This window comes from Luteimonas sp. TWI596, from assembly GCF_039674105.1.
GTDB lineage: Bacteria > Pseudomonadota > Gammaproteobacteria > Xanthomonadales > Xanthomonadaceae > Luteimonas.
Genome location: NZ_JBDJMU010000003.1, coordinates 224,507 through 250,961 on the forward strand (window position 1 = coordinate 224,507; position 26,455 = coordinate 250,961).

At 70.6% G+C, this 26,455-nt stretch carries 20 protein-coding genes and 2 tRNA genes; 12 read left to right on the forward strand and 10 right to left on the reverse strand.

The window, feature by feature from the left end; genetic code table 11:
• Positions 1-58 precede the first annotated feature (58 nt).
• A complete protein-coding gene (locus ABE487_RS03715; RefSeq protein ID WP_346452352.1) occupies positions 59-1,237 on the forward strand; it encodes a TraB/GumN family protein in 1,179 nt (392 codons plus the stop codon).
• A gap of 41 nt (positions 1,238-1,278) precedes the next feature.
• On the opposite strand, the gene rnfB is transcribed toward ABE487_RS03715, so the two are convergent.
• A complete protein-coding gene (gene rnfB, locus ABE487_RS03720) occupies positions 1,279-1,698 on the reverse strand; it encodes an Rnf electron transport complex subunit RnfB (RefSeq protein WP_346443931.1) in 420 nt (139 codons plus the stop codon).
• Positions 1,699-1,864: 166 nt separating this feature from the next.
• Between rnfB and ABE487_RS03725 the strand changes: the two genes are divergently transcribed.
• Positions 1,865-3,274: a cation:dicarboxylase symporter family transporter gene (locus ABE487_RS03725; protein WP_346452353.1), complete on the forward strand. Its 1,410-nt coding sequence runs from the start codon at positions 1,865-1,867 to the stop codon at positions 3,272-3,274.
• Positions 3,275-3,533: 259 nt separating this feature from the next.
• Complete coding sequence (gene asnB / locus ABE487_RS03730) at positions 3,534-5,240, forward strand: asparagine synthase B (RefSeq protein WP_346443934.1); 1,707 nt, start codon at positions 3,534-3,536, stop codon at positions 5,238-5,240.
• Between the two features lie 103 nt (positions 5,241-5,343).
• On the opposite strand, the gene ABE487_RS03735 is transcribed toward asnB, so the two are convergent.
• Positions 5,344-5,892, reverse strand: a complete 549-nt coding sequence (locus ABE487_RS03735) for a cytochrome b (protein ID WP_346443935.1) — start codon at positions 5,890-5,892, stop codon at positions 5,344-5,346.
• Positions 5,893-6,082: 190 nt separating this feature from the next.
• Between ABE487_RS03735 and fabV the strand changes: the two genes are divergently transcribed.
• Entirely contained in the window at positions 6,083-7,294 is a 1,212-nt protein-coding gene (fabV, locus tag ABE487_RS03740; RefSeq protein WP_346452354.1) for an enoyl-ACP reductase FabV, read from the forward strand.
• 60 nt (positions 7,295-7,354) lie between these two features.
• Here fabV and ABE487_RS03745 read toward each other — a convergent pair whose 3' ends face one another.
• The 3 genes from ABE487_RS03745 to ABE487_RS03755 all read right to left on the reverse strand — a co-directional run bounded on the left by ABE487_RS03745 (position 7,355) and on the right by ABE487_RS03755 (position 8,805).
• Positions 7,355-7,570, reverse strand: a complete 216-nt coding sequence (locus ABE487_RS03745) for a hypothetical protein (RefSeq protein WP_183426085.1) — start codon at positions 7,568-7,570, stop codon at positions 7,355-7,357.
• A 1-nt stretch (position 7,571) separates the two neighbouring features.
• Complete coding sequence (locus tag ABE487_RS03750) at positions 7,572-8,138, reverse strand: TlpA disulfide reductase family protein (RefSeq protein WP_346452370.1); 567 nt, start codon at positions 8,136-8,138, stop codon at positions 7,572-7,574.
• A 190-nt stretch (positions 8,139-8,328) separates the two neighbouring features.
• Positions 8,329-8,805, reverse strand: coding sequence for a hypothetical protein (locus ABE487_RS03755; RefSeq protein ID WP_346446551.1), 477 nt, complete (start codon positions 8,803-8,805; stop codon positions 8,329-8,331).
• 272 nt (positions 8,806-9,077) lie between these two features.
• Here ABE487_RS03755 and ABE487_RS03760 point away from each other — a divergent pair, with 272 nt between their 5' ends.
• Both ABE487_RS03760 and ABE487_RS03765 read left to right on the forward strand, forming a co-directional pair.
• Entirely contained in the window at positions 9,078-11,642 is a 2,565-nt protein-coding gene (locus ABE487_RS03760) for a methyl-accepting chemotaxis protein (RefSeq protein WP_346452355.1), read from the forward strand.
• A 41-nt stretch (positions 11,643-11,683) separates the two neighbouring features.
• On the forward strand, positions 11,684-12,310 hold the full coding sequence (locus ABE487_RS03765; RefSeq protein WP_346446547.1) for an alpha-ketoglutarate-dependent dioxygenase AlkB: 627 nt from the start codon (positions 11,684-11,686) through the stop codon (positions 12,308-12,310).
• Here the strand turns inward: ABE487_RS03765 and ABE487_RS03770 are convergent.
• A complete protein-coding gene (locus ABE487_RS03770; RefSeq protein ID WP_346452356.1) occupies positions 12,307-14,853 on the reverse strand; it encodes a penicillin acylase family protein in 2,547 nt (848 codons plus the stop codon). The genes ABE487_RS03765 and ABE487_RS03770 overlap by 4 nt on opposite strands.
• Before the next feature lie 84 nt (positions 14,854-14,937).
• The gene (locus ABE487_RS03775; protein WP_346452357.1) at positions 14,938-16,314 is read right to left on the reverse strand and encodes an Hsp70 family protein; all 1,377 of its coding nucleotides are present in this window, start codon (positions 16,312-16,314) and stop codon (positions 14,938-14,940) included.
• Between the two features lie 140 nt (positions 16,315-16,454).
• On the opposite strand from ABE487_RS03775, the gene bfr reads away from it, so the two are divergent.
• The gene (gene bfr, locus ABE487_RS03780; RefSeq protein ID WP_346452358.1) at positions 16,455-16,952 is read left to right on the forward strand and encodes a bacterioferritin; all 498 of its coding nucleotides are present in this window, start codon (positions 16,455-16,457) and stop codon (positions 16,950-16,952) included.
• A gap of 30 nt (positions 16,953-16,982) precedes the next feature.
• Here the strand turns inward: bfr and ABE487_RS03785 are convergent, their stop codons facing one another.
• Both ABE487_RS03785 and parC read right to left on the reverse strand, forming a co-directional pair.
• The gene (locus ABE487_RS03785; RefSeq protein WP_346452359.1) at positions 16,983-17,633 is read right to left on the reverse strand and encodes a thiopurine S-methyltransferase; all 651 of its coding nucleotides are present in this window, start codon (positions 17,631-17,633) and stop codon (positions 16,983-16,985) included.
• A gap of 41 nt (positions 17,634-17,674) precedes the next feature.
• Positions 17,675-19,918, reverse strand: a complete 2,244-nt coding sequence (parC, locus tag ABE487_RS03790) for a DNA topoisomerase IV subunit A (RefSeq protein WP_346452360.1) — start codon at positions 19,916-19,918, stop codon at positions 17,675-17,677.
• A 130-nt stretch (positions 19,919-20,048) separates the two neighbouring features.
• On the opposite strand from parC, the gene ABE487_RS03795 reads away from it, so the two are divergent.
• Complete coding sequence (locus ABE487_RS03795; RefSeq protein ID WP_346443985.1) at positions 20,049-20,822, forward strand: Crp/Fnr family transcriptional regulator; 774 nt, start codon at positions 20,049-20,051, stop codon at positions 20,820-20,822.
• Between the two features lie 115 nt (positions 20,823-20,937).
• Complete coding sequence (locus ABE487_RS03800; RefSeq protein WP_346452361.1) at positions 20,938-23,841, forward strand: chemotaxis protein CheB; 2,904 nt, start codon at positions 20,938-20,940, stop codon at positions 23,839-23,841.
• Between the two features lie 35 nt (positions 23,842-23,876).
• Here the strand turns inward: ABE487_RS03800 and ABE487_RS03805 are convergent, their stop codons facing one another.
• Positions 23,877-24,107 (reverse strand): hypothetical protein, encoded by a 231-nt coding sequence (locus tag ABE487_RS03805; protein ID WP_346443989.1) that lies wholly within the window; start codon positions 24,105-24,107, stop codon positions 23,877-23,879.
• A gap of 248 nt (positions 24,108-24,355) precedes the next feature.
• Here ABE487_RS03805 and ABE487_RS03810 point away from each other — a divergent pair.
• The 3 genes from ABE487_RS03810 to ABE487_RS03820 all read left to right on the forward strand — a co-directional run bounded on the left by ABE487_RS03810 (position 24,356) and on the right by ABE487_RS03820 (position 26,088).
• Positions 24,356-24,442 (forward strand) — tRNA-Leu (locus ABE487_RS03810).
• Between the two features lie 192 nt (positions 24,443-24,634).
• Positions 24,635-25,927 carry an MFS transporter gene (locus ABE487_RS03815; RefSeq protein ID WP_346443990.1) on the forward strand — a complete coding sequence of 431 codons (1,293 nt, stop codon included), beginning with the start codon at positions 24,635-24,637 and terminating at the stop codon, positions 25,925-25,927.
• Between the two features lie 74 nt (positions 25,928-26,001).
• Positions 26,002-26,088, forward strand: a tRNA-Leu gene (locus ABE487_RS03820).
• Positions 26,089-26,455: the final 367 nt, after the last annotated feature.

The following is a 26,455-nucleotide window of genomic DNA, read 5'->3' on the forward strand; positions in this document are numbered from 1 at the left end:
CGGCGCGCGCGCGACGGCATCGGGCTGCGTTCCGCCCCGTTTTCATTCTGGAGTCCGCATGCGTTTCCCCCCTGTCCTGCGTGCCGCCCGTGTCGCCGCACTTGCGTTCGCGTTCCTTGGCCTTGCCCCGACGGCATGGGCCCAGTCGCCTGCCGCGATGGGCGAGGGCGCGCCGTCCGCGGTGCCGCCTATCGCCGACGTGCCGGCGCCGGCGCCGCCGGTCCCATTGCTGTGGAAGGTCTCGGGCGATCACGGGGCGCTGTATCTGCTGGGCTCGTTCCATTTCCTGCAGCCCGCGGACTATCCGCTGTCGGAGGACGTCGCCCGGACGCTGGATGCGGCCGGCGAAGTGGTCTTCGAACTGTCGCCCGAGGAGCTGGAGTCGCCGACGCTGGCGATGCAGATGATGCAGGCTGGTCTGCGCAGCGACGGCAGTCGCCTCGACGACGACTTGCCGCCAACGCTCGTCGCGGACCTGGCGGCCTGGGGCGAGGCGAACCTCGCCGCACAACCGACCGGCGGCATGAGCGCGCAGAGCCTGCAGTTGTTCAAGCCGTGGTTCGCTTCGTTGCTGGTGACCACGACCGAACTGGGCCGCTACGGCCTGCAGGCGCAACTGGGCATGGATGCGTATCTGGCGCGGCAGGCGCGCGAGGCGGGCAAGGCGACGGCGGGGCTGGAGACCGCGTCCGAGCAGATCGGTTTTCTCGATGGCCTGGGCCAGCTCGAGCAGGTGGAGATGCTGCGCGAGGCGCTGGACCAGGCGCAGGGCGGGCAGGCGTCGATCGAGACGCTGCATGGCGCTTGGCGCGCGGGCGATGCGGCGCAGCTGTGGAACGGCATGGCGCTGGACATGCGTGCGCGCTTTCCCGCGCTGTATCGGCGGATCAACACCGAGCGCAACGATGCCTGGTTGCCCAAGCTCGAGCAGATGTTGCAGCAGGACGGCGAGATCCTGGTCGTCGTCGGCACGCTGCACTTGCTGGGCGAGGACGGCGTGGTCGAGAAACTGGCTGCCAAGGGCTACGAGGTCGAGCGCATCTGCAGTGCGTGCGCGCCGCCGCCGGCGATCGAGATCGGCGACGGCTCCGCGCCGGTGCCCGAAGAGCGCATGCCTGCACCATCGCCGGTGACGGCGCCCAAGGACGAAGCGCCGCTGCCGTCAATCGATGCAGACGACGCGCCGCCGCCGCAGCCCGACCCGCCTGCGCGCGACCCGGCCACGCCGGGACGTTGAACCTGGCGGCCTGCGGCCGCCCCAACCATCGCGATCGGGCCTCAGGCCGCCTCGACCATGACGATGCAGTCGACCGGGCAGGCCGGCACGCACAGCTCGCACCCGGTGCACAGCGGTTCGATCACGGTATGCATCAGCTTGGAGGCGCCCACGATCGCGTCGACCGGGCAGGCCTGGATACATTTGGTGCAGCCGATGCAGTCCGCTTCGACGACCAGCGCGACCGGCGGGCGCGGATGGTGCGGGCCGCGGCTGCGGTCGAACGGCCGCACCGGCACGCCGAGCAGCGTCGCCAGCGCGCGCGCGCCGGCATCGCCGCCCGGCGGACACCGGTCGATGTCGGCTTCGCCACGCGCCATCGCCTCGGCATAGGGGCGGCAACCATCGAAACCGCACTGGCCGCACTGGGTCTGTGGCAGCAGGCGATCGAGGCGTTCGACGAGATCGGGAGCGGGGGACATGCGGCGGGGCGAAGACGGGCGGCGCACAGGGTAGCGCGCTGGGCCCGCATACGCTGCGATGTCCCTCGATGGCGGGCCCGCAACACGCCCGCACGCCGGTCCTGACTGCGCGGTCTAGTTCGAATGTATGACCGCGCCGGGCGACGCGGTCTGGCAGGCTCGACCCATGCCGACCGACCCCACACCGCCGATCGCGCCCGACGCGACCCTCCGCCCTTCCGTCCGCCCCCGCAAGCCGCTGTGGCACCACCTTTATTTCTGGGTGCTGCTGGGCATCGCGGCCGGCATCGTCATCGGCCTGGCCGCGCCGCAGGTCGGCGCGCAGATGAAATGGCTGGCCGACCTGTTCATCAAACTGGTCAAGGTCGTCATCGCGCCGACGATCTTCGCCACCGTCGCCGTCGGCATCGCGGGCCTGGGCAATCTCGCCAAGGCCGGCGGGCTGGCGCTCAAGACCGTGGTTTATTTCAACGTCACCACGGTATTCGCGCTGGGCATCGGCCTGGTCGTGGTCAACCTGCTCGGACCTGGCCGCAACCTTGGGCTGGACATCGAGACTTTCGACGCGTCGGCCGCGCAGGGCACGCTCGCCAGCGCCGGTGCAGCGGCCGGCGACGGCATCACCGGCTTTCTGCTGCATCTGGTGCCCAGTTCGTTCTTCGCGGCCTTCGTCGAGGGCCAGCTGATCCAGGTGCTGGTGATGGCGATCCTGGTCGCCTGTGCGATCACGATGCTGGGCGAGCGCGGCAAGCCGGCAGTCGCCGCGCTCGACACGATCGCCCAGGTCATGTTCGGCGTGATCAAGATCGTGATGTGGTTCGCGCCGCTGGGTGCGATGGGCGGCATGGCGTTCACGATCGGCGAGTACGGCGGCGCGATCCTCGGCTCGCTCGGCTACTTCATGCTCAGCTTCTGGCTGACCTGCCTGCTGTTCCTGCTCCTGGTGCTCGGGCCGATCTGCTGCTGGTCGGGCTTCAGCGTGTTCAAGTACATCCGCATGATCCGCGACGAATTGCTGATCGTGCTCGGCACCTCGTCGTCGGAAACCGTGCTGCCGCGCATGCTGGCCAAGCTCGAGGCGGCCGGCGTGCCCAAGTCGGTGGTCGGCCTGACGATTCCCACCGGATACTCCTTCAACCTCGACGGCACCGCGATCTACATGGCGATGGGCGCGATCTTCATCGCGCAGGCGTTCGGGATCGAGGTGCCGATCGGCACCCAGATCGCGCTGCTGGTGTTCATGCTGATTTCCTCCAACGGCGCGGCGGGCGTATCGGGCGCCGGGCTGGTGACGCTCGCCGCGTCGCTGGCCGCGTTCGAAAGCGTGATTCCGCTGGCGGGCATCGCGCTGATTGTCGGCATCGACCGTTTCATGTCCGAAGGCCGCGCGCTGACCAACCTGACCGGCAATGGCATCGGCACCCTGGTGATCGCGCGCTGGACCGGCCAGCTCGACCGCGAGCGGCTGGCGGCGGTGCTCGACAATCCGCAACTGGTCGATCCCGATCGGGCGCTGGCCGAGCAGGCCGCGCGCGATGCGCAGCCGGGCGACGCAGCGCCGGCCCGCCCGGCCTGACCCCGGGGCGGGCGGTTGCGTACGCAACCGTTGCGCAGTGCGCGCGCACCGGTTAGGGTCGATCCCATGTCGCGCTTGTCCGCCCGCAATACCAACCGCAACGCCCCGCGCACGAATAATCGTGCGCGGCCGAGGCGGGTGTGGGAGCGGGCGCGAGGATAAGGCAACACGCGCAAGCACCAGGACACACCACCCGCATCGGCCGCGATGCGGGTTTTTTTGTGGCCCGCGCGCGGCTCCACTTCAAAGGAGCCCCACCATGTGTTCGATCTTCGGCATTTTCGGCCTGCAGCCTGGCGACGACATCGCCTCCCTGCGCCGCCAGGCGCTCGCCTGTTCGCAACGTCAGCGCCACCGCGGCCCCGACTGGAGCGGCGTCCACGCCGACGACCGCGCGATCCTCGTGCACGAGCGCCTGGCGATCGTCGATCCGGCCGGCGGCGCCCAGCCGCTGCGCTCGGCCGACGGCGCGCTGGTGCTGGCGATCAACGGCGAGATCTACAACCACCAGGCGCTGCGGGCGGACCTGCGTGTGCCCTATGCGTTCACGACCGCGTCCGACTGCGAGGTGATCAACGCGCTGTATCGCGAGCATGCAGACGACGCCACCGGGCCGGCGACATGGCTCGAGCAGCTCAACGGCATCTTCGCGTTCGCGCTGTGGGACCGCACGTCGGGCCGCGCGATCATCGCCCGCGACCCGATCGGCGTGGTGCCGCTGTACTGGGGGCACGACCGCGAGGGCCGGCTGCGCGTGGCCTCGGAGATGAAGGCGCTGGTCGACAGCTGCGCCGATGTCGCGCAGTTTCCGCCCGGCCATTGGTACGACAGCGCGACCGGCGCGCTGACGCGCTACTACGCGCGGCCCTGGCGCGACCACGATGCGGTGGCCGGGCATGCACCGTCGTTGCCGGCGCTGCGCGAGGCCTTCGAGGCCGCCGTGCACCGGCAGCTGATGACCGACGTGCCCTATGGCGTGCTGCTGTCGGGCGGTCTGGATTCATCGCTGGTCGCCGCGGTCGCGGCGCGCTATGCGCGCCATCGCATCGAGGACGGCGATCGCAGCGAGGCCTGGTGGCCGCGGCTGCATTCGTTCGCGATCGGCCTGGCCGGTTCGCCGGACCTCGCCGCCGCGGCGGTCGCGGCCGAGGCGCTGGGCACCGTACACCACGGGTTCGAATACACGTTCGAGGAAGGCCTCGACGCATTGCCGGACGTCATCCGGCACATCGAGACCTTCGACGTGACCACGATCCGCGCGTCCACCCCGATGTTCCTGCTCGCGCGCAGGATCAAGGCAATGGGCGTGAAAATGGTGCTGTCGGGCGAGGGCAGCGACGAGATCTTCGGCGGCTACCTGTACTTCCACAAGGCGCCCGACGCACGTCAGTTCCACGAAGAGCTGGTGCGCAAGCTCGACGCGCTGCACGGCTACGACTGCCTGCGTGCGAACAAGGCGATGATGGCCTGGGGGGTCGAGCCGCGCGTGCCGTTCCTCGACCGCGCGTTCCTGGACGTGGCGATGGACATCGACGCCGCGCACAAGATGATCGACCGCAGCAGCGACGGTTATCAGCGCATGGAGAAAGGCCTGTTGCGGGCTGCGTTCGACGGCGCATTGCCCGACGAGATCCTGTGGCGGCAGAAGGAGCAGTTCAGCGACGGCGTGGGGTATGGCTGGATCGACGGCCTCAAGGCGCACGCCGAGGCCCAGGTCAGCGATCGCGAACTGGCGGCCGCGGCGAGCCGCTTCCCGCACGCACCGCCGCAGACCAAGGAGGCGTATCTGTATCGCAGCCTGTTCGAACAGGCGTTCCCGACGCCGGCCGCGGCGGCGACCGTGCCCGGCGGCAAGTCGATCGCGTGTTCGTCGCCGGCCGCGATCGCCTGGGACGCCGCATTCGCGAACGCCGCCGATCCATCGGGACGCGCAGTCGCTGGTGTGCACCACGCAGCGGCGGCCTGACGCCGCGTCATCTCTCGCAGCAATGGGAACCACCTCCCCCGCCTGGCGGGGGAGGTCGGTCCGCATCGCGGACCGGGTGGGGGCGGGGGCAGCGCCGTCCGCGCTACAGCCGGCCGGCCATCCGCGCGAGCGTGGTGTCGCGCCAGAACAGGTGGTGCACCGCGACCATCAGCACGTGGCCGACGACCAGGGCCAGCAGCGTCCAGGCGAGCACGCCGTGCGACAGGTTCGCCGGCGCCATCAACGTCGCCTGCTCGACGCCGGTGGCGGGGAACAACGGGATGCCCCACGGCGCGAAGCCCTTGCCCGAGCCGTACTCGCGCAGCAGCGCGACCGTCGGCACCCAGGCCATCAGCGCATACAGCGCCGCATGGCCTGCCAACGCGGCGCGGCCGACCCAAGTCGGCGGGTGTGGCGGCCGGCGGCGCCATTGCGACAGTCCCCAGACGCCACGCGCGAGGATCAGCAGCATCAGCAGCGTGCCGACCGGTTTGTGGGTGCCGACCATGAAAGCCGTCAACGCGTGGCGGCCGAGCGCCAGTTTCACGCCCATGCCGGCGAACTGCCACGCGAACAGGGCAGCCATGCTCCAGTGCAGCAGACGGGTGATCAGGCCATATCGGGTCGGGGAATCGAGCCAGCGCGAAGACATCGGCAGTGGGGTCCGCAGCAGGGCACAGGCGCGCCCGGGGCGCCCAGTTCAGCTGGCGACCGGCGTGCTGTCAATCGCCGCGTCGCGATGCAGGCGCGCGCGCCGCCGCAGACCATTGCCCCCCGTACGGGACCGGGGCCGCGGCACGCCTTAAACTGGCGTCCGATTTCCACGACAACCGGGCAGCACAGTGATCATCCATCCCAAGGTCCGCGGCTTCATCTGCACCACCACGCACCCCACCGGATGCGCCCACAACGTGCGCGACCAGATCGAGGCCACGCGCGCGCGGGGCGTGCGCAACGACGGCCCGAAGAAGGTGCTGGTGATCGGTGCGTCGAGCGGCTACGGGCTGGCGGCGCGCATCAGTGCGGCCTTCGGCTTCGGCGCCGACACGCTCGGCGTGTTCTTCGAGAAGCCGGGCACCGAGAAAAAGCCCGGCACCGCCGGTTGGTACAACGCCGCGGCGTTCGACAAGGCCGCCAAGCAAGCCGGTCTCTACAGCCGTTCGATCAATGGCGACGCATTCTCTGACGCCGCGCGCGAACAGGCGATCGCGTTGATCCGCGACGAAATGGGCGGGCAGGTGGACCTGGTGATCTATTCGCTCGCCTCACCGGTGCGCAAGCTGCCCGACACCGGCGAGCTCAAGCGCTCGGCGCTCAAGCCGATCGGTGAGGCCTACACCTCGACCGCGATCGACACCAACAAGGACCAGGTGATCCAGGCGACCGTCGAGCCGGCGACCGAGCAGGAGATCGAGGACACCGTGACCGTCATGGGCGGTCAGGACTGGCAGCTGTGGATCGACGCGCTGCGCGACGCCGGGGTGCTCGCCGACGGCGCGAAGACCGTCGCCTTCAGCTACATCGGCACCGAGATCACCTGGCCGATCTACTGGCACGGTGCGCTGGGTCGGGCCAAGGCCGACCTCGACGCGACCGCGCGCCGGCTCGATGCGCAGCTCAAGCCGACCGGCGGCAGCGCCAACGTCGCCGTGCTCAAGTCGGTGGTCACCCAGGCCAGCGCCGCGATCCCGGTGTTGCCGCTGTACATCGCGATCGTCTTCAAGGTCATGAAGGCACTTGGCCTGCACGAGGGCACCCTCGACCAACTCGACCGGCTGTTCCGGGAGCGCATGTACCGCGCCGACGGTGCACCGGCCGAGCTCGACGAGGCGCATCGCCTGCGTCTGGACGACTGGGAGTTGCGCGATGACGTGCAGGCGCAGTGCAAGGCGCTGTGGCCCCAGGTCACGACCGAGAACCTGACCGCGCTGACCGATTACGCCGGCTACAAGCACGAGTTCCTGAAGCTGTTCGGCTTCGAGCGCGACGATGTCGATTACGACGCGGACGTCGATCCGGTGGTCGATTTCGACGTGATCGAACTGCGCGACTGAGTCCGCGCGACCGCGGCGCGTGCCCGGGCCGGCACTGGCCGGCACCGGGCATGTCCGCACTCAGCCGCAGCAGTAGCACTGCAGCGGCTGGCCGGGCCCGCCGGGCCCCAGCTGTCCGCCGAACGGCGCACATTCCTGTGCGCAGGCCCACGCGCTGCACGAGGCCTCGCGGTCCTCGCCGTCGTCGGCCATCGCCTGCATCGCACCGAAGCCCATGCAGCCCACGAACAGGGCGGCAGCCGCGGCGTTGCGCATCGTCTTCCAGTACCGTGTCATGTCATCGCTCCTCGACATTGGCCAGGGCTGGCGACGCGTCCCTGCGTTGCAGCGCGGCCAGAAGGTCCTGCATCCGCTCCTTGGTATCAAAGATGCCCACGCGCGCGTAGCGCACCCGGCCGTCGCGATCGAGCGCGAGCAGCGCGGGCACGTTGCGCGCGCGGAACAGCATCACGTGGCGCCGGTCGGTCAGCGTGGTCACCGCAAACGGCAGGCGATGGGTGTCCGCATAGGCGCGCGCCTGTGCCGGCGTGCAGTGGCACACGCCCAGTACCTCGACGTTTGGCCCGTGCGCCTCGGCGATGCGCCGCACGGTCTCGGCCACGCGCGGCAGCGAGCGCCGCGAGTACGGGCAGGTCGGGGTGAAGAAGTACAGCACCTGGAACGCGCCGGACGGCGCGCCGAGCACGTGCGCGGCACCGTCGAGCGTGGTCGCCGGGACCTGCGGCACGTACATGCCCAGGTACGGCTCGATGGTGCGGGTGACGAACCAGCGCCGTTCCTCGCGCAGTTCTCGGTTCTGCCAGGCAAGCACTGCCACCAGCGCGCAGGCGCCCAGCAGGCCCAACCAGATCCATGGCATGCGACGCGGCATGCGAGCGTCTCCTGCGTCCGACATCCCTCGGACCCTGCGCACGCATGGGCCCGGGGTCAATCGCCGGGCGGCCGATTCGCCGTCGAAGCGGTGGAATTGCCCAGGCAGTCACAGTTCCAATGCAATGGCGTTGGCGACCGGGCCCGGCGGGTGCGGCAGTGCATCACGGACCTGGCGGCGCATCCAGTGGCGGCGTGCCGTCCGGTCGTCCGCGGCAGCCGGGCGTGTCGCCCTCGTGCGTATCGCAGGGCCGGTCGAGGGTGACCTGCTGCGACGCGTCGATCGCACGAAGCAGCCTGCGGCAGGCCCACAGGTTCTTCAGCGGCAGGACGAGCCCCGACTCGAACGGGCGCAGCACGAGGGTGATCAAGAGCACGGGCCCCCGGCCGAGCGTGCGGGCCTGAGGATCGATGGCCCGGCACAGCCGGTGCACGCGCACGGTGCGCCGCAGGACTGGCGGCACGGTGAGCAGGGTCAGCAGCACCGCGATCCGGAGGCCGTCGTCGTTCCAGTGGGTGGCGGCGAACGCGCACATGCCCGCGAACCAGGCGACGTGCAGGGCATAGGCACGCAACAACGCGCGGCGCGCCGAGCGCAGTGACTGCGCCGTGTCCTCAGTGGCCGTGATCGTCCTTGTCATCGCATGCCGCGGGCCAGCGTCGCCGTATCGGGGGGACGGTCCCGTCCCCATCCGATCCTACGCGACCCTTGGCGGCAGAGGACGCACACGGCCGCGCAAGCGATGCGCTCGCAGTGCGGGCATCACGGCATGCGTCCGGTCATCGCGCTGTAGCGCCGCGGCGGTAGAACACACGGGTCCGCCAGGACCGTGCGGCCATCGTCCGCGTCGTGGCGCTCAAGTTCCTGGCGACCAAGCCGATATCGATGCGTCACTTTGCCTGGAAGACGCGCATGTCGGTCGCCACGTTTCCGTCCCCGTCGCCGCAAAGCTCGCAGGCCTTCGCGGCCGTCCGCCAACGCCTGTCTCGGATCGTCGCGCCGGGCTGGCTGCAGCCGCTCACGCGCGCCACGCTGGCGACGAAGATCAAGGCCAGCCTGCTGGTCTGCGGCTTCGGCCTGCTGGTTGTGGCGTTCGCCTACTGGCGCGCGGGCCTGGGCGTGGAGCGTGCCGGCGCGATGTTCGCACACCACCAAGCGCAGGCGGTGCTGGCCGGCACGCTGGCCGGCCAGGTCTCGGAGGCGCGGCGGCTGCAGACTGCCTACGCGCACAGCCTGGACGCGGCCGACCGGACGCGATTGCAGGCGGCCCAGGCGCAGCTGTCGGCAACGCTGGCCGCGCTGCGGCCGTCGGAGACCCGCGCGCAGGCGTCCCCGGCGCTGGACGCGGTGGCGACGCGGGTCGCGGATTTTGGCACCGGCATTGCCTCGCTCAATGCGCGCGTGGACGAGATGGGCGCGGGCGCGCACGGGTTGCGCGGGCGGTTGGCGTCGGCCGCCGCTGCGGTCACCGCCGACGTCGATGCCCTGGGCGACCCGGTCGTGTCGGGGCATCTGCAGCGCATGCGGCTGCACGAGCTGCGTTTCCTGCTGACCGGCGAGCCCGCGCAGGCCGATCGGGCCAGCGAGGGCAAGCTGGACTTCGACCTGGCGCTCGCGGCCACGCGCGCCGGCGATGCGACGCAGGCGGCGGTGCGGGCGCGGATGGACGACTACCAGGCCGCGCTGCTGGCCTACGTCGCGGCGCGCGTGGGCCTGGACATCGAGGCGCAGTCGCTCGAGGACGTCGCGGCCGGGATTGCGCCGGCACTCGATGCGCTGCATGCCGAACGCTCGGCGGCGCTGGCGGGCGCGCGTGCGCGCCAGCAGGCGCAGGGCCGCGGAATGGACGCGTTCTTCGCGGCGACGCTGCTGCTGGTCGCGATCGCGTTGATCGCCACGCTGCTGGCGGTCCTGCGCGCGGTCCGGCGTCCGATCGAGGACACGCTGCGCTTCGCGCAGGCCATCGCCGACGATCGGCTCGACGCCACGCTCGCGGTGCGCAATCCTCACGACGAGCTCGGCCGCCTGGCCGGGATGCTGGTGCACATGCAGCAACGCCTGCGCATGCGCATCGAGGGCGAGCGCGCGATCGCGCGCGAGAACGCGCGAATCCGCCAGGCGCTCGACAGCGCCCAGTCGGGCCTGATGCTGCTCGACCACGACGGCCACGTCGCCTACGCCAACCGCGCGCTGCGCGGTGTGCTCGGCGCAGGCGCCGCCGGGCTCGATGGGGGCGACGCGGCCGCGCTGCATCCCGACTTTGCCCAGGTCCAACGCCGGCTGCGCGCCGGCGAGCGCGCATTCGAACACGAGGCCGACCACGCGGGCATCCGCTACTCGTGGGCGGTCGCCGCGGTCGCGGTCGATGGCCAGCGCATCGGCGCGACCGTCGAGTGGCGCAGCCGCGCCTTGGAAACGATGGTCGAGCAGGAGATCGCGGCACTTGTGGAGGCGGCGGCGCATGGCGAGTTGCACGGGCGGATTGCGCTGCACGGCAAGGACGGCTTCGTGCGCACGCTCTCGACCGGCATCAACCGGCTGCTCGATACCTTCCAGCACAACCTGTCGGCGCTGCAGGGGGTGTTGGCCGCGCTGTCGCAGGGCGACCTGTCGGCGCGCATGGACGGGGATTTCCACGGCGTGTTCGCTCGCATGCGCGATGACGCCAATGCCACGGTCGCCCAGCTCACCGGCATCGTCGCACGCATTCAGGACGCCTCGGTCGCGATCGGGCGTGCGGCCGACGAGATCGCGGCCGGCAACGCCGATCTTTCGCGCAGCACCGCCCAGCAGGCGGTCGAGCTGGAGGCGACCGCCGCATCGATGGCCGCGTTCGCCGATGCGGTGCGCCAGAACGCAGAACACACGCGGCAGGCCGACGCGCTGGTCGTCGATGCGGCCGCGGTGGCATCGCGCGGCGGCGAGGCGGTCGGCCGGGTGGTGGCGACGATGGCCGACATCGAGCGCGCCTCGCGCCGGATCGCCGACATCCTGTCGGTCATCGACGCGATCGCATTCCAGACCAACATTCTTGCGCTCAACGCCGCGGTCGAGGCGGCGCGGGCGGGCGAGCAGGGCCGGGGCTTCGCCGTCGTCGCCACCGAGGTGCGGATGCTGGCCAAGCGCAGCGCCGAGGCCGCGCGCGAGATCAAGGGGCTGATCGATGACGCTGGCGCGAAGGTCGCCGACGGCGCCGCGCTGGCGGGCCGCGCGGGCGGGACGATGAGCGAGATCGTCGCCTCGGTCCAGGGCGTGACCGCGATCATGACCGGGATTCGCGCCGCCTCGCAGGCCCAGGCCGACGGCATCGACCAGATCGATCGAACCGTCGCCGGCATGGAGACCGCCACCCGGCGCAACGCGGGGCGGGTCGAGGACGCCACCGCGGCGGCCTCGCGCATGCATGCGCAGGCGGCCCGGTTGACCGCCAGCGTCGCGGCCTTCCGCATCGACGCGGCCTCTGTGCCGGCGGCCTGAGGCCGGTTGCCCGGCGCATCGGACGGCCCCATCTCGGGGCCATGGACCTGTTTCCCCCCGCCGGCCCGCAGCGCCTCGTCGACGACGCCGAGGGCGGCATCCGCTACTGGGCCGATGCGGTCGATCCGACGACGGCCGCCGCGTGGTTCGAGGCGCTGCGCGACGGGGCGCACTGGGAGACCCAGCATCGGTCGATGTACGACCGCGTGGTCGCGGTCCCGCGGTTGTTGGCGTCCTACCGGCTCGATGCGCTGCCGCCGGCGTTGCCGTTGCCCGAGATGTGCCGTCTTGTGCAGCGGTTGGTGCCTGCGCCGTACACCGCAGTCGGGCTCAATCTCTACCGCGACGGCCGCGACAGCGTGGCCATGCATCACGACAAGCTGCACACGCTGGTCCCCGGTCAGCCGATCGCGTTGCTGTCGCTGGGCGGTGCGCGGCGGATGTCGATCCGCGCGAAGAATGGGCGCGGCAAGGCGATCGCGATCGAACTCGCGCCCGGCAGCGTGCTGGCGATGAGCCATGCCTCACAGTTGACCCACGAGCACGGGATCGCGAAGACGGCGCGCCCGGTCGGCCCGCGGATCAGTGCGGTGTTGCGCGCGCGCCCGGCCGCGAAGATGGCCGCCGGGCGCTATGGCACCCATTGGCAGGGCGCGCTGGGCCGCTAGTCGCTGCGTGCCGCGCGGTGTGCGGGTTGCAGCTGCAGCATGTGCGTGGCCGGGCCCGGCAGCAACGGCGTGGGCCGACCTTGAGCCCAGTCGTCGTGGCCGGCGCCCCAGAACGGCGAGAGCGGGTGACCGCTCTGGCCGCCGGGCATGTGCGCGATGCCATCGAGCTCGTGTCCGGGGGCGACCACCATGCGCTGTGAGGCGCCGAACGCAGGCATCTGGACGCGCGGCATGGTGCCGTCGCCGGGCAGTGGCTGCGCCGGCATGCACAGCGCGCGCCTGCCCACCAGCGGGATGGCGGCTGCGAGCGGGTGACAGATCGCGGTGGTGTTGTATTCGCCCCAGGTCCGTTGCGCCAAGGGCCCCTCAGCCTGCAGCGTGTCGCGGACCTCGCGCGCGGCGTCTTCCAGCAACGCGGTCCAGCCGTCGACGATCGGCGCGCAGCGCCCATGCTGGGTCTGCGGCGTGCAGGCGAACCGGCGCGGCAGCAGGTGGTCGGGGCGCTGGCTCACCAGCGGCCAGACCACGCCTTCGAAATTCGGCGGGTCCGGCCAGGCGAGCGCGTCGCCGGCCGTTGCACGCGCGGGGGCGAGCAGGCCATCGGCGATGCGCGCATGCACCGCGAGCCGCCATGCGCGGACGATGCGATAGCCGACCGAATCGACCGCCGCATGGCCGCGCCAGTCTGCGGCGGCGTCGGCGAGTGCGTGCAGTGCAGTGGCGTCGGCGCCGGCCGCGTCGGCCGCCTGGGCGAGCAGGGCATGCCAATGCGACAGCAGCAGCGCGCGGTCGTCGAGCTGGATCGCGAGCAGGTCGCGTTCGGCCAAGCGCGCGCGGGCGTCGAGCCCCTGGCGGATCTGCCAGGCGCGGATGCCCAGCGCGGCACCGCCGTCGCCGATCCGGGCGAAGTCGGCACCGTCGACGACACGGCTGTTCGCGGTCCACAGCCGCATCGCCTCGGGCGAGCGGACGCGCGGCGACGCATCGGTGGCGATCGGCCACGGTGCACAGATGTTGCCAGCGTCGCCTGCGGTACCGTCGATATCCTGGGAACGGGAGACCGTCGCGCCATCGCAGCCGGGCGCACGCACCGGGACCGGGCCGAGCAGGCGCCAGGCGACCGCGCCGTGCAGATCGCCGATCACCAGGTTCTGGGTCGGGGTCGCGGTGCGGTCGGCGATCACGAGTGCGTCATCGAGATCGCGCGCATGGGCGAAGTCCGCCAGTCCGAAGTTCAGGGCCCCGGGCAGGTGCGCGGTCCAGCGCAGCGCCAGCGCGCTGCCGTCGGCCTCGCGGTGGACTACCGGGCCCCAGTCGCTGTCCTCGACCATCAGAACATCGGAGGCGCGCCCGGCAATGGCGATGGTCTCGGCATGGCGCCGCAGCGGCGTGCAGCCGGGGCCCTGCGGGGCGTCGGTCGCGCAGGGCACGATGCGCTGCCAGTCCAGCGTATCGATGTAGCTGTTGGTGAAGCCCCAGGCGATGTGGCCATTGCTGCCGACGATGACCGCGGGCAGGCCCGGCAGCGTGAAGCCGGTGATGTCGACTCGGCCGCCGGGTGCGCGGACGTCGGGATAGCGCAGCCGGGCGCGGAACCACAGGTTGGGCGCGCGCAGGCCCAGGTGCATGTCGTCGGCGACCAGTGCGCGCCCGTCGGCGGTCAATGCACCGCCGACTGCGAAGTTGTTGCTTCCCACGGCGAGATCGGCCGCCGCAGGTGGCCTGCCACCGTCCCTCTCCCACACGGCGGTGGGCCTGGGGGCAGCCCACGCCATTGCCGCTGGCGGCCCGTCCTCGTTGCCCGCATACCCCGCGTCCAACCGGCGCAGGTCCACCGCGTCGGCATCCGGCAATGCCGCATCGCCGCGCGCTGCGCCCGCCAGCGGCGCGTCCCAGCGGCTGCCGTCGTGGGCCACGAGCGCGAACAGCGCGGGCGGCAGATGCGGTCGCAGACGGTGCATGGCCAGTTCGCGGACGTTGCCGGCGTCCTGCAGGTCGAAGTACATCGAGAAGCCGACCAGGGCCGAGTCGGCCGGCGTCCAGGGCGTCGGCTGCCGGCGCAGCAGCAGGTATGGCCAGGGCCGGGCCCGCAATGCGGCCAGCCCGGCATTCGCGCCCTCGGCGTAGGCGCGCAACTGCGGCATGCGCTCGCCGGCGACCTCGGTCAGCGTGGCGTCGACGCGGGCGCGCATGCGGTGCAGGCGATGGCGGCGATCGGTGTCGAGCGCCCGCTCGCCGAACAGCGCCGAGAGCTCGCCTGCGGGCAGGCGCCGCATCAGATCCATCTCGAAGTAACGCTCCTGGGCGTGCACCCAGCCCAGCGCGCGCATCGCGTCGGTCTCGCTGTCGGCGGTGATCGTCACCGTGCCCAAGGCGTCGCGCTGGATCGTCGCCGAGGCCTCGAGCCCGGGCAGCGTTCGTGTGCCCGCCAGCGCCGGCAGGCTGCCGCGCAGTTGCCACCACAGCATCGCCGAGATCGCCACTGCCAAGACTGCCAATACGAGCAGCGCCCGCACGCTCCAAGCGCGCCACCGGTTGCGCATTGCCGAGCTCCCCCCGTCGCGGCCGCCTGCCGCCGCCCGATTGTTTCAGGTTCCGCGCGTGAGGGGGCGGGGGCGCCGCGGCGCTCAGCCCGCGGCGGCGGGCGTGTTGGACGCGTGCTCGGCCAGTCCCGAGACGACGCCCAGCGACGGGTCGCCGCGAACGACCCGGGCCTGGGGGAACCGCGCCCGCGCGGCGGCCTGTACATAGGGGGCGCCGGACATGCCGCCGGTCAGGAACAGGCTGTCGGGCGGCTGCGGCAGGTCGGCGCGGACCTCATCGAGCAGTCCGCCGATCTGATCGAGAAAGCGGGCGGCGGCGGCCTCGAGATCGGCGCGGCCGGCGTCCACCGACAGGCCCGGCTCGATGAAGTCGAGCGGCTGCACGGCCGTGGCGTCATCGCTGAGCCGGACCTTCATGGTCTCGATCCCGCGGTAGAGCCGGGTGGTACCGCCCTCGTCCTGCAGCGCCTGCAGACGCGCGCCGTACGGCGCCACGACGTCGCGGTAGTCGTGGCGATGGAATTCGCGCTGGCGCGGCAGGTCCTGCACGGTGGCGGCCTCGACGAAATGGTGCACCGGCGTGCGCGTGACGCCTTTGCCGAACAGCGGCATCGCGCGGGCCAGGCTCAGCGCGATATCGACATCGGTGCCGCCATGGGCGATGCCCCAGGCCCGATGCACCTGCGGCGGAGCATCGCCGCCGATGCTCGCCAGCGCGATGTCGGTGGTGCCGCCGCCGATATCGACGACCAGGGTGGTCTGGCGCTGCGGGCTGATCGCGTGGTGATGCAGCGCGGCCGCGGCCGGTTCTTCGAGGAAGTGCACGGTGTCGAAACCGGCGATGCCCGCCGCCTCGCGCAGGATCGCCAGCGCCTGTTCCCCGCCGGCCTCGCCCATCGAACTGCGGAAGCGCACCGGACGGCCCAGCGTCGCCTCGCGCACCACGGTGCCCAGCTGACGGCTCGCCGTGAGCCGGATGTGCTCGAGGATGTGCGCGGCGATGCCGGCGATGGTGGTGCGGGCGCGCGGATGCAGATTGAAACCGAGCATCGACTTGGGTGACTGCACCAGGTTGCCGGTGCCGTCCTCGAGGTAGCGTTCGATCGCCTCCTCGCCGAACACCGCGTCCTGCAGGTCGGCGACCGAGGTCTGAGCCTCGCGCATCTGCTGTTCCATCCACTGCCGGCGCACGATGCGCACCGCGTCGCCGCGCAACTGCGATTCGCCGCGCGCCGCGGTGCCGGCGCGGGTCTGCGCGGCCTTGAGGTCGCGCATGATCTCGGCGACCTGCGCCTCCATCGCGTCGGTCAGCGCGAAGTCGGCCGCGTCGGGCACGGCGCGCGGGAAGTACACCGCGGTGCGGAACTGCGCCTGCCCGCCGAAGCGGATGTGTTCGAGGCGGTCGCCGACGCGCGCGGCGGCGGCCGAATAGCTGGTGCCGAAATCGATACCGATCTTCATCTGCGCATCCACGCAAAGGCGAAGGGGCGGGCGAGTCTACGTGGCTGTCCCTGAGAATGCGAAATGCATGCATTTGCATCCGATCATCGTCGCGGACGACTGGGCATACTGCGCCCATTCCCGGACCTGCGAGCCCCCCGATGAAAGGCCATCCCGAAGTCGTCGACTACCTGAAGTTCCTGTTGCGCGGCGAGCTTACCGCACGCGACCAGTACTTCATCCATTCGCGCCGCTACGAAGACCTGGGCCTGCACCAGCTCTATGCGCGGATCAACCATGAAATGGAAGAGGAGACCCAGCACGCCGATGCGCTGCTGCGTCGCATCCTGTTCCTGGAGGGCGATCCGGACATGCGCCCGGAGGCGTTCGAGCCTGGTCGCACGGTCGAGGAGATGCTGCGCAAGGACCTCGCGCTCGAGTACGCCGTGCGCGACCACCTCGCCCAGGGCATCGCGCTGTGCGAGCGCCATGGCGACTTCGTCAGCCGCCAGGTACTGGTGACCCAGCTCTCCGACACCGAGGAAGACCACACGTACTGGCTGGAGAAGCAACTGCGCCTGATCGAGATGATCGGCCTGCAGAACTACCAGCAAAGCCGCATGGGCGAGGCGGAAGGCACCCACGCCGGCGTGGGCTGAAGCCCTGCGGGGCGCGCGCCGTGCCGGGCGTCAGTCGCGGCGCGCGACCTGCCAGACCTCGGTCGACAGCGTGCTGGTGCCGAAATCCGGTTCGCTGGCGAGGATGTCGCGATGCTCGACCAGGTCCACGCGCCAATCGGCATCGAGCAGCGCATGCACCGCATCGGCGTCGACCGAGAAGGGGGGGCCGGCTTTCTCATGCTGCGGGTACGTCAGCGTGACCAGCAGCCCGCGGCAGCCGGCCGGCAACCGGTGCCACGCGGTCGCGGCATAGGTCGCGCGCAGCTCCGGCGGCAATGCGATCAGCGCCGCCCGGTCGTAGACCGCCGCGCAATCGGCCAGGATGGCCGCATCGAGTGCGAATGCATCGCCGACGATCAGCTCGAACGGGCCGGCGACATAGTGCCGGCCGGCTGCGGTGTCGTGGACCTGCGGGATGAGCCCGCACGCGTCGAAGAATGCACGCACGGCCAGTTCCGACAGCTCGACCCCGAGCACGCGATGGCCCTGCTCGGCCAGCCACACCATGTCCAGCGACTTGCCGCACAGGGGCACGAAGACGCGGGCGTCTGCCGACAGGTGCAGGGCCGGCCAGTGCGTGATCAGCAGCGGCAGCGGTGCGTCGCGGTGGAAGCCGATGCGCTGGGTGCGCCAGCGTGCGTGCCAGAACTCTGGATCCATGCCGGCTCCGAAAAGTTGAAGGTGGGCGACGGCGCAGGCCGTCACGCCACCGACAGGCCCTCGACCTTCTGCCAGCCGCGCGGCAGCAGGCCGCCGCGGCTGGCGCGCGCGCCAATGTAGGCGTCGAGTTCCTTGAAGGCCAGGGTCATCGTGCGCGTGCCCGACTGCACCAGCAGCGCCCCGCCCGGCGAGACCACGGCCAGCGCGACGACCTGCTCGGTGCCGCGCTTGGCCTTGGGGATCTCGATGATCTTGTTGCCTTTGCCCTTGTCGAGTTCCGGCAACTCGGCGGCCGGAAACGCGAGCAGGTGGCCGGCGCTGGTGACCACCACCAGCCGATCGGCCTGGGCATCGCGGACCGCCGCCGGCTGCAGCACGGCGGCGCCGGGCGAGAGCGAGAGCATCGCCTTGCCGGCCTTGTTGCGGCCGGTGAGGTTCTCGAAGCGGGTCACGAAGCCGTAGCCGTGCGAAGACGCGACGACGAAGCGGCTGTCGTTGTCGCCGGAGGCGAGGGTCTGGAACGCCGCGCCTGCGGCCGGCGAGAAGCGGCCGGTCAGCGGCTCGCCATTACCGCGCGCCGACGGCAGCGAATGGGCGATCGTCGAATAGCTGCGGCCGTTCGAGTCGAGGAAGGCGACCTGCTGCGTGCTGCGTCCGCGTGCGAACGCCAGCAGGCGGTCGCCCTCGCGGTACGACAGCCCCGCCGGGTCGACATCGTGCCCCTTGGCGGCGCGCACCCAGCCCTTCTCGCTGACCACGATCGTCACCGGCTCGCTGGGCACCAGATCGGTCTCGGCCAGTGCCTGCGCGCTGCCGCGCACGACCAGCGGCGAGCGGCGGGCGTCGCCGAACTTCTTGGCGTCGGCCAGCAACTCGTCCTTGATCAGTTTGCGCAGCTTGGCCTTGCTGGCGAGCGTGGCGATCAGACGATCGCGCTCGGCCTCGAGCTCGGCCTGCTCGCCGCGGATCTTCATCTCTTCCAGCCGCGCCAACTGGCGCAGGCGGGTCTCGAGGATGTAGTCGACCTGCTCGTCACTCAGGTCGAAGCGCGCCTGCAGCACTGCACGCGGTTCGTCCTCGGTGCGGATGATGCGGATCACCTCGTCGAGATTCAGGAACGCGATCAACAGACCGTCGAGCAGGTGCAGGCGGCGCTCGACCTTTTCCAGCCGATGGGTCAGCCGGCGGGTGACGGTGTCGGTGCGGAACTGCAGCCATTCGCTCAGCAGCGCCTTGAGATGCTTGACCTGCGGCTTGCCGTCCAGACCGATGACGTTGAGGTTGACCCGGTAGCTCTTCTCCAGGTCCGTGGTCGCGAACAGATGCCCCATCAACTGCTCGGCGTCGACCCGGTTCGAACGCGGCACCAGGACCACGCGTACCGGGTTGGCGTGGTCGGACTCGTCGCGGATGTCCTCCAGCCACGGCAGCTTCTTGGCGCGCATCTGGGCTGCGATCTGCTCGATCACCTTCGACGGCGAGACCTGGTAGGGCAGGGCGGTGATGACGATGTTCGCGTGTTCCTTGTCGAACGTCGCGCGGGCACGCACGCTGCCGTGGCCGGTCTCGTACATCTGCAGCAGATCGGACGCCGGGGTGATGATCTCGGCGCTGGTCGGGTAGTCGGGCCCGCGCACGTGCTCGCACAGGTCGCGCACGCTGGCGTCGGGATCGTCGATCAGGCGCACGCAGGCGCTGACGATCTCGCCCAGGTTGTGCGGCGGCACGTCGGTGGCCATGCCGACCGCGATGCCGGTGGTGCCGTTGAGCAGCAGGTGCGGCAGCCGCGCCGGCAGCCACGAGGGCTCTTCGAGCGTGCCGTCGAAGTTGTCGGTCCAGTCGACCGTGCCGTGGCCGAGCTCGGAGAGCAGCATCTCGGCGATCGGGGTCAGCTTGGACTCGGTGTAGCGCATCGCCGCGAACGACTTGGGGTCGTCGCTGGAGCCGAAGTTGCCTTGGCCGTCGATCAAGGGGTAGCGGTAGGAGAACGGCTGGGCCATCAGCACCAGCGCCTCGTAGCAGGCGCTGTCGCCGTGCGGGTGGTACTTGCCGATCACGTCGCCGACGGTGCGTGCGGATTTCTTGGGTTTGGCGGCCGCGCCCAGGCCCAGCTCGCTCATGGCGTAGACGATGCGGCGCTGGACCGGCTTGAGGCCGTCGCCGATGAACGGCAGCGCACGGTCGAGCACCACGTACATCGAGTAGTCGAGGTAGGCGCGCTCGGCGAACTCGCGCAGCGGCAGCTGCTCGAAGCCATGGAAGGCGGGGCGGACGGACTCGGTCATCGGGACTGCGGCTGCGGGGGAGCCGGCGATTCTAGCGGGTGCCGGTCGCAGGGGACGAGCCGCCGGCCGAGGCCGGGCCGATGGGGCGCGGGTGCGGGAATCGCGCTCGGTCGCGCTATCATGCTGTCCCATGGATACCAAGCTGCGCGCGCGCGGAGTCTCCGACCCCGCCTCCTCTGGCGCCCGCCATCCGCTGTCGGGCGCGCCCCGGCGTGCTTCCCACTCGGGCTGCGAGGCCTGCCTGAGCCGGCATCTGGCGGTCTGCGCCGCACTGCCCGCCTCCGAGACCCATGCCCTGGAGGCCGCCGTCGGCGAGGTCGTGCTGCCGGCCGGCGCCACGCTGGTCCACGAGGGCGGTCCGCGCCGGGACGTCTACACCGTGACCCGCGGCATGCTGCGCCGGGTGCGGCTGCTGCCCGACGGCCGCCGCTTGGTCGCCGGCTTTCTGATGGAAGGCGATTTCATCGGCTTCAGCAGCGCGGCGCACTACAAGCACACGATCGAGGCGATCAACGAGTGCGTGCTGTGCGTATTCCCGATGCAGAACATGCGCCGGCTGTGCGAGCGCTATCCCGAGCTCGAGGCCGGCATGCTCGCACAGGCCTGCACCGAGCTCGACGCCACCCGGGCCAGCCTGATGCTGCTGGGCCGGCTCGGCCCGAGCGAACGGCTGGCGGGCTTCCTGGTCGACATGGCCGAGCGCCAGCAGCGCCGCGGTGGCCGCGTCGATCGCGTCGATCTGCCGATGACCCGTGCCGATATCGCCGACCATCTCGGGCTGACGATCGAGACCGTCAGCCGCAGCTTCACCAAGCTGCGCCAGGCCGGTGCGCTCGCCTTCGACGATCCTCGCCGCATCGACCTCGTCGACCTGGCGACGCTGCGCACCACCGCAGGGCTGTAACGGTCCGCAGGCGCCCGACCGGGCGCCGATGGCGATGGCCGCGTCACGGCCGTGTGTTGGATCGAACAGGCGGGCGGCGCATGATGCCGGTCATGACGACCGGGCGTGATCCACGATGACCGACCGCGACGCCGGGGTGCCGTATGGTCAGGGCGGGGCGTTGCGCCGCCCGCTGACGTTTCCGGTGGTGGGCATCGGCGCCTCGGCCGGCGGCCTGGCCGCGTTGCGTCGCCTGTTCGAACAGGCCCCGGCGACCGGCGGCCTGGCCTATGTGGTCATCCTGGATCTGTCGCCGCGGCACCAGCGCCAGGCCAGCCAGGAGCTGCGGCATTGCACGCCGATGCCGGTGATCGAGGTCAACGCGCCGACCCCGATCGAGCCCAACCACGTCTATGTGATCGCGCCGACGACGTCGTTGACGATGGACGACGGTTACCTTGGGGTGCGCGCCGTCGACCGGCCGGCGGGGCGGCACATCGCGATCGACGCGTTCTTTCGCACGCTCGCCGATGCGCACATGGACCGGGCGATCGGCATCGTGCTGTCGGGCACCGGCAGCGACGGCAGCGTCGGCCTGGCGCGCCTCAAGGCGCAGGGCGGGGTGGCGATCGCGCAACTGCCCGAAGATGCCGAGTACGAGGACATGCCGCGCAGCGCGATCGCCAGCGGTTGCGTGGATTTCGTGCTGCCGGCGGTCGAGATCCCGGGCAAGCTCGTGGCGCTGTGGCGCGATGCCAGGCAGATCCAACTGCCGCGCCCCGAGCCGCGGGCCGAGCACAATCCAGCGACCGCGCCGTCGACTGGTGAGGCGCGCGAGCGGGCGATCCGCGACATCCTGGAGATCCTCGCCCAAGTGCACCAGCGTGTGCTCGCGGCCCATGCGCCGCCGCCCGTGGACGATCGGCGCACCGGTGACGGCGAGGCGCTGCTGCAGCTGGAACAGGAACTCCAGCGCACCCGAGACCGGCTGCAGGTCGCGATCGCGCAGTCCGAGGCCTCCAACGAAGAATTGCAATCGATCAAGGCCGCCCTGCGCTCGGCGACCGGGGAACTGGAGGCCAGCAAGGAGGAGCTGCGGTCGGTCAACGAGGAACTGATCCGCGTCAACCACGAACTGAAGTCGAAGGTCGAGGAAACGGCGAAGATCAATGACGAGCTGCAGACCTTCTTCAGCGCCACCGACATCGCCACCGTGTTCGTCGATGCCGGGCTGCGGATCAAGCGCTACACGCCCAAGGCCGAACTGATCTTCAACATCATTCCCGGCGATGTCGGCCGCTGCCTGCTCGACATCACCCACCGGCTGGAGTATCCCGAACTGGGCGAGGATGCCGGCAACGCGTTCGAGACCCTGCAACCGATCGAACGCGAGATCCGCAGCACCGACGGCAAGGGGTACGTCGCGCGCGTGGTGCCCTACCGCACCGCCGGAAACCGGATCGACGGCGCGGTGCTGACCTTCATCGACACCACCAGCCTGCGCTCCGCGGGCGAGCGTCGGGGCCAGGCCGACGCCAGTGTCCTGGCCCCGACCGATGTCGCGGTCCTGGTCGCCGACGGCCAGCGGCAGGTGATCTCCGCCAGTGGCGGCGTCGTCGACCTGCTGGGCTATGGCGAGCGCGACCTGCTGGGCACGCGGGTGGACGCGCTCTACGGCCAGCAGGAGCGCGACAGCGGGCAGCCCGAGCACGACTTCGTCCAGGCTGGGGCCGGCATGGCGGTCGAGGGGCTGCGCTGGTACCGCAATTGCCGCGGGGATCGCATCCAGTGCCGGGTCGCGCTGTCGGCGATCCGCGCGCAGGACGAGGTGGTCGCGTACGTGCTGCTGCTCGGCGCCAGGCGCCAGGGCGGCGCGCGCTCATGGGCGGGACGCTACGAAGCCGAGACGTCGGTCACCTTGCGCGACGAGTTCCTCGCGGTGATGTCGCACGAGCTGAAGAATCCGCTGAACCTGATCAGCGTCAACACCGAGCTGATGGCCCGGTTGCCCGGCGTGCGCGAGTCGTCGAGCGCGATCGCCTCGATCGAGACCGTGCGGCGTGCGATCCGCAGCCAGACCAAGATCATCGACGACCTGCTCGACATGTCGCGCATCCGCACCGGCAAGCTCACGCTCAAGCCCGAACCGGTCGATGTGGGCATGGTCGTCACCGAATTGGTGGACGTCGCGCGACTGGATCCGGCATCGGTGGGCATCGCGTTCGGGATGCAGATCCCCGACGCGCCGATCATGGTGCGCGGTGATGCGTCGCGGATCGAGCAGATCGTCTGGAACCTGCTCAGCAACGCGATCAAGTTCACGCCGCAGGGCGGACAGATCTCGCTGATGGTCGGGGGCGAGGCGCACTATGTGCGGCTGCGCGTGCGCGACACCGGGCAGGGCATCGATGCGCAGTCGCTGCCGCGGATCTTCGACCTGTTCGGACAGGGCACCGGCCATGCGATCGGCCGGGGCGGCGGCCTGGGCATCGGGCTGTCGCTGGTGCGCCAGCTCGTGGACCTGCACGGCGGCCGGATCGAAGCGCATTCCGACGGCCCCGGGCGGGGGGCCACGTTCACGCTGTGGCTGCCGCGCTTCACCTACCCATTGTTCGGGCCGGGCGAATCGGATGGCCGACACGAGGCGATGCGCTGGGACGGGCTGCGGATCCTGGTTGTCGACGACGATGTCGGCACCGCCGACGGGCTGGCGCAGTTGCTGGAACTGCAGGGCGCCTCGGTCGTGGTCTGCCACGATGCGGCCCATGCGCTCGATCGGCTCGATGCGCAGGTCTTCGACCTGGTGCTGTCGGACATCGGCATGGACGGCATGGACGGCTACGCGTTCGCCCGCCAGGCGCGTGCGCTGGCCGGGGCCGATCGACTCGCGCTGGTGGCGCTCAGCGGCTATGCCCGGCCCAGCGACATCCAGGAGGCGAGTGCCTCGGGGTTCGACGCCCACCTGAGCAAGCCGTTGTCGATGGATGCCCTGGCGGCGGCGATGCGCGATGTCCTGGCCAAGCGGCAACCGCAGGCCTGAGTCCACGCAGCGACTGCAGCCAGGGCGTGCGGCGGCTACGTCGGCTCGTCCGTCTCGCCTTCGATCGGCGCGCGCACCAGCGCGAGCAGGTGCGCGCAGCCGTGTTGCGCGCGCGCCAGACTGCGGACGACGGCCGGGCGATCGTCGTGCTGGAGCAACAGCTCGATCATCTCCAGCGCGATGCCGACGCCATTGGCCGCATTGCGCAGGTCGTGCAGCCAGGCGGCCTGCCTGGCTCGAGCATCCATCGGCTGCAGCGGCGCCATCGGGTAGGTCCTGTGGGCGGGAGGAAGGCGCCTGGCCGGCGCAGGGCGACGGCAGCGACGGCAGATCCACAGTCGTGGTGTAGCTGCGGCGATGTCGCCGGTGCGTGCAGTGCGTGCCGCGAACGCGGCGACGGCCGGAAGCCGTTGCCCCCCCGGCCTTCTGCACGTGGCTTGCGCCGGGCCTGCGGGATCGCCCTTGAATGCGTTGACAAGCCGTGCGCGGATCGACAACATACGCGCCCTGACCTGCCCAGGTGGCGGAATTGGTAGACGCACTAGCTTCAGGTGCTAGCGGGGGCAACTCCGTGGAGGTTCGAGTCCTCTCCTGGGCACCAGGTCATCGCAGCCTTACCGACTGCGACAACGAACCCGCCGAGTGCGGGTTTTTTTGTCCCTGCCGTTCCTGACACGCGCTTTCGACTGCGGCCGGGAAGGGCGTCGCGACACGCGCCGGGCGTGTCCGATGGCGATCGTCCTGCCGACCGGTCCGCACGGTCCCGGCGCCAGCGGACAGGAGCGCGCGCGTCGTGTCCCGAGCACTGCTGAAGCTGGTCCTGGGTCCGCTGCTGGGCTTGTTCATCGTCTGCCTGGGCAATGGCTTCGTGTCGTCGTTGACCGCGTTGCGGCTGGACGCGGCCGGCGTGTCGGACACGATGATCGGCATCGTGTCCTCGTCGTACTTCGTCGGTCTGGCGCTGGGCGCGATGTTCAGCGACCGGCTGATCGCACGGATCGGGCATATCCGGGCCTACAGCAGCTTCGCCTCGCTGACTGCGGTGACGTTCCTGCTGCAGGGGCTGGTGTTCGATCCCTGGGCCTGGTTCGTGTTCCGGCTGATCAACGGCTGGGCGATCGTCGGCATCTTCCTGGTGGTCGAGAGCTGGCTGCTGCTCGCGGGCGATTCGCGCATGCGCGGGCGGCTGCTCGCGGTCTACATGATCGCGCTGTACGGCTCGGGCATGCTCGGCCAGCTCCAGTTGGGCGTCATCGACGGCTGGGGCGCGATGGCGCCGTTCATGGTCGCAGGCATGCTCGGCTCGCTGTCGGTGTTGCCGGTGGTGATCCTGCCGCGGGTCTCGCCCGAAGCCGGGGCGATCGAACCGCTGACGCCGCGCGACCTGCTGCGGGTGACGCCATCGGGCGTGCTCGGCTGTTTCGGTTCGGGCGTGGCGATCGCGGCGATCTACACCCTGCTGCCGATCTATCTGCAGCGCGTGGGCATGGACGTGGCCGAGGTCGGTCAATTGATGGCCTGCACGATTCTCGGTGCGATGGTGCTGCAGTACCCGGTCGGTCGCTGGTCGGACCGGCAGAACCGGCAGGTGGTGTTGCTGGTACTGAGCCTGGCGTGCGCGGCGCTGGCGCTGGCGATCCTGTGGCTGCCCGACGAGCGCTGGTTGCTGGCGGCCTTGCTGTTCCTGCTCGGCGGCGGGGTGTTTGCGATCTATCCGGTCGCCGTCAGCCACTCGGCCGACCGCGCCGCGTCCGATGAGTTGGTGCGGCTGATCCAGGGCCTGCTGCTGGTCAACTCCGTCGGCGCCGCGCTCAGCCCGTTGATGATCGCGCGGGTCATGAACCAGGTCGGCACGCAGGGGCTGTTCTGGTCGTTTCTGGTGCTCAACCTGCTGTTGGCCTGCGTGTTCCTGTGGCGACGCAGCACCTCGCCGGCACCGTTGCCGGCTGCGCCGTTCGAGCCGGTGGTGCAGGTCTCGCCGATCGGTGCGGAGTTCCGGGTCAGCGAGGCGATGGTGCAGGCCTCGCTCGATCGCGAGCAGCAGGAGGCGGACGCGGGGCAGGCCGATGACGCACCGCGCGCCTGAGGCCGCCTCGGCCAACGGTCCAATGCCGCGCGTTGACAGCCGCGCACGCGCACCGCAAAATGCGCGTCTGACCTGCCCAGGTGGCGGAATTGGTAGACGCACTAGCTTCAGGTGCTAGCGGGGGCAACTCCGTGGAGGTTCGAGTCCTCTCCTGGGCACCAGGTCACGCAGCCTTACCGACTGCGACAACGAACCCGCCAAGCGCGGGTTTTTTTGTGGGCCATTTTCCAAATGCGCAATGCCAAGTCGCCTTGACTTGACTCGGGCGCCAGCCCTCGCAAAACCGGGGTCCAACCCCGGGGTCAGAGTGAAATTCGCGCGGCTAAATTGCACTCTGACCCCGGTTTTGCGAGCGGCGCGCTCGACGCGGCCATCGGCCGTCAGTCCGCTGTGCGGATCTTCGCAACCCGACTTCGGGCGGGCACAGTGGCCCGCTGGAAGAAGGGGCACGCTTTAGGGTTCGGTACGTCGTACTGGCCCTGAATTGCGATAGCAGGGGGGCGACCTGCAGGGTGCGCCAACCGCTCT

What these genes read in the sequence shown, in the direction of transcription:
- ABE487_RS03715 (WP_346452352.1), top strand. Translation starts at nt 59, where the DNA reads ATGCGTTTCCCCCCTGTCCTGCGTGCCGCCCGTGTCGCCGCACTTGCG.
- rnfB (WP_346443931.1), bottom strand. Translation starts at nt 1,698, where the DNA reads ATGTCCCCCGCTCCCGATCTCGTCGAACGCCTCGATCGCCTGCTGCCA.
- ABE487_RS03725 (WP_346452353.1), top strand. Translation starts at nt 1,865, where the DNA reads ATGCCGACCGACCCCACACCGCCGATCGCGCCCGACGCGACCCTCCGC.
- asnB (WP_346443934.1), top strand. Translation starts at nt 3,534, where the DNA reads ATGTGTTCGATCTTCGGCATTTTCGGCCTGCAGCCTGGCGACGACATC.
- ABE487_RS03735 (WP_346443935.1), bottom strand. Translation starts at nt 5,892, where the DNA reads ATGTCTTCGCGCTGGCTCGATTCCCCGACCCGATATGGCCTGATCACC.
- ABE487_RS03745 (WP_183426085.1), bottom strand. Translation starts at nt 7,570, where the DNA reads ATGACACGGTACTGGAAGACGATGCGCAACGCCGCGGCTGCCGCCCTG.
- ABE487_RS03755 (WP_346446551.1), bottom strand. Translation starts at nt 8,805, where the DNA reads ATGACAAGGACGATCACGGCCACTGAGGACACGGCGCAGTCACTGCGC.
- ABE487_RS03760 (WP_346452355.1), top strand. Translation starts at nt 9,078, where the DNA reads ATGTCGGTCGCCACGTTTCCGTCCCCGTCGCCGCAAAGCTCGCAGGCC.
- ABE487_RS03765 (WP_346446547.1), top strand. Translation starts at nt 11,684, where the DNA reads ATGGACCTGTTTCCCCCCGCCGGCCCGCAGCGCCTCGTCGACGACGCC.
- ABE487_RS03770 (WP_346452356.1), bottom strand. Translation starts at nt 14,853, where the DNA reads ATGCGCAACCGGTGGCGCGCTTGGAGCGTGCGGGCGCTGCTCGTATTG.
- ABE487_RS03775 (WP_346452357.1), bottom strand. Translation starts at nt 16,314, where the DNA reads ATGAAGATCGGTATCGATTTCGGCACCAGCTATTCGGCCGCCGCCGCG.
- bfr (WP_346452358.1), top strand. Translation starts at nt 16,455, where the DNA reads ATGAAAGGCCATCCCGAAGTCGTCGACTACCTGAAGTTCCTGTTGCGC.
- ABE487_RS03785 (WP_346452359.1), bottom strand. Translation starts at nt 17,633, where the DNA reads ATGGATCCAGAGTTCTGGCACGCACGCTGGCGCACCCAGCGCATCGGC.
- parC (WP_346452360.1), bottom strand. Translation starts at nt 19,918, where the DNA reads ATGACCGAGTCCGTCCGCCCCGCCTTCCATGGCTTCGAGCAGCTGCCG.
- ABE487_RS03795 (WP_346443985.1), top strand. Translation starts at nt 20,049, where the DNA reads ATGGATACCAAGCTGCGCGCGCGCGGAGTCTCCGACCCCGCCTCCTCT.
- ABE487_RS03800 (WP_346452361.1), top strand. Translation starts at nt 20,938, where the DNA reads ATGACCGACCGCGACGCCGGGGTGCCGTATGGTCAGGGCGGGGCGTTG.
- ABE487_RS03805 (WP_346443989.1), bottom strand. Translation starts at nt 24,107, where the DNA reads ATGGCGCCGCTGCAGCCGATGGATGCTCGAGCCAGGCAGGCCGCCTGG.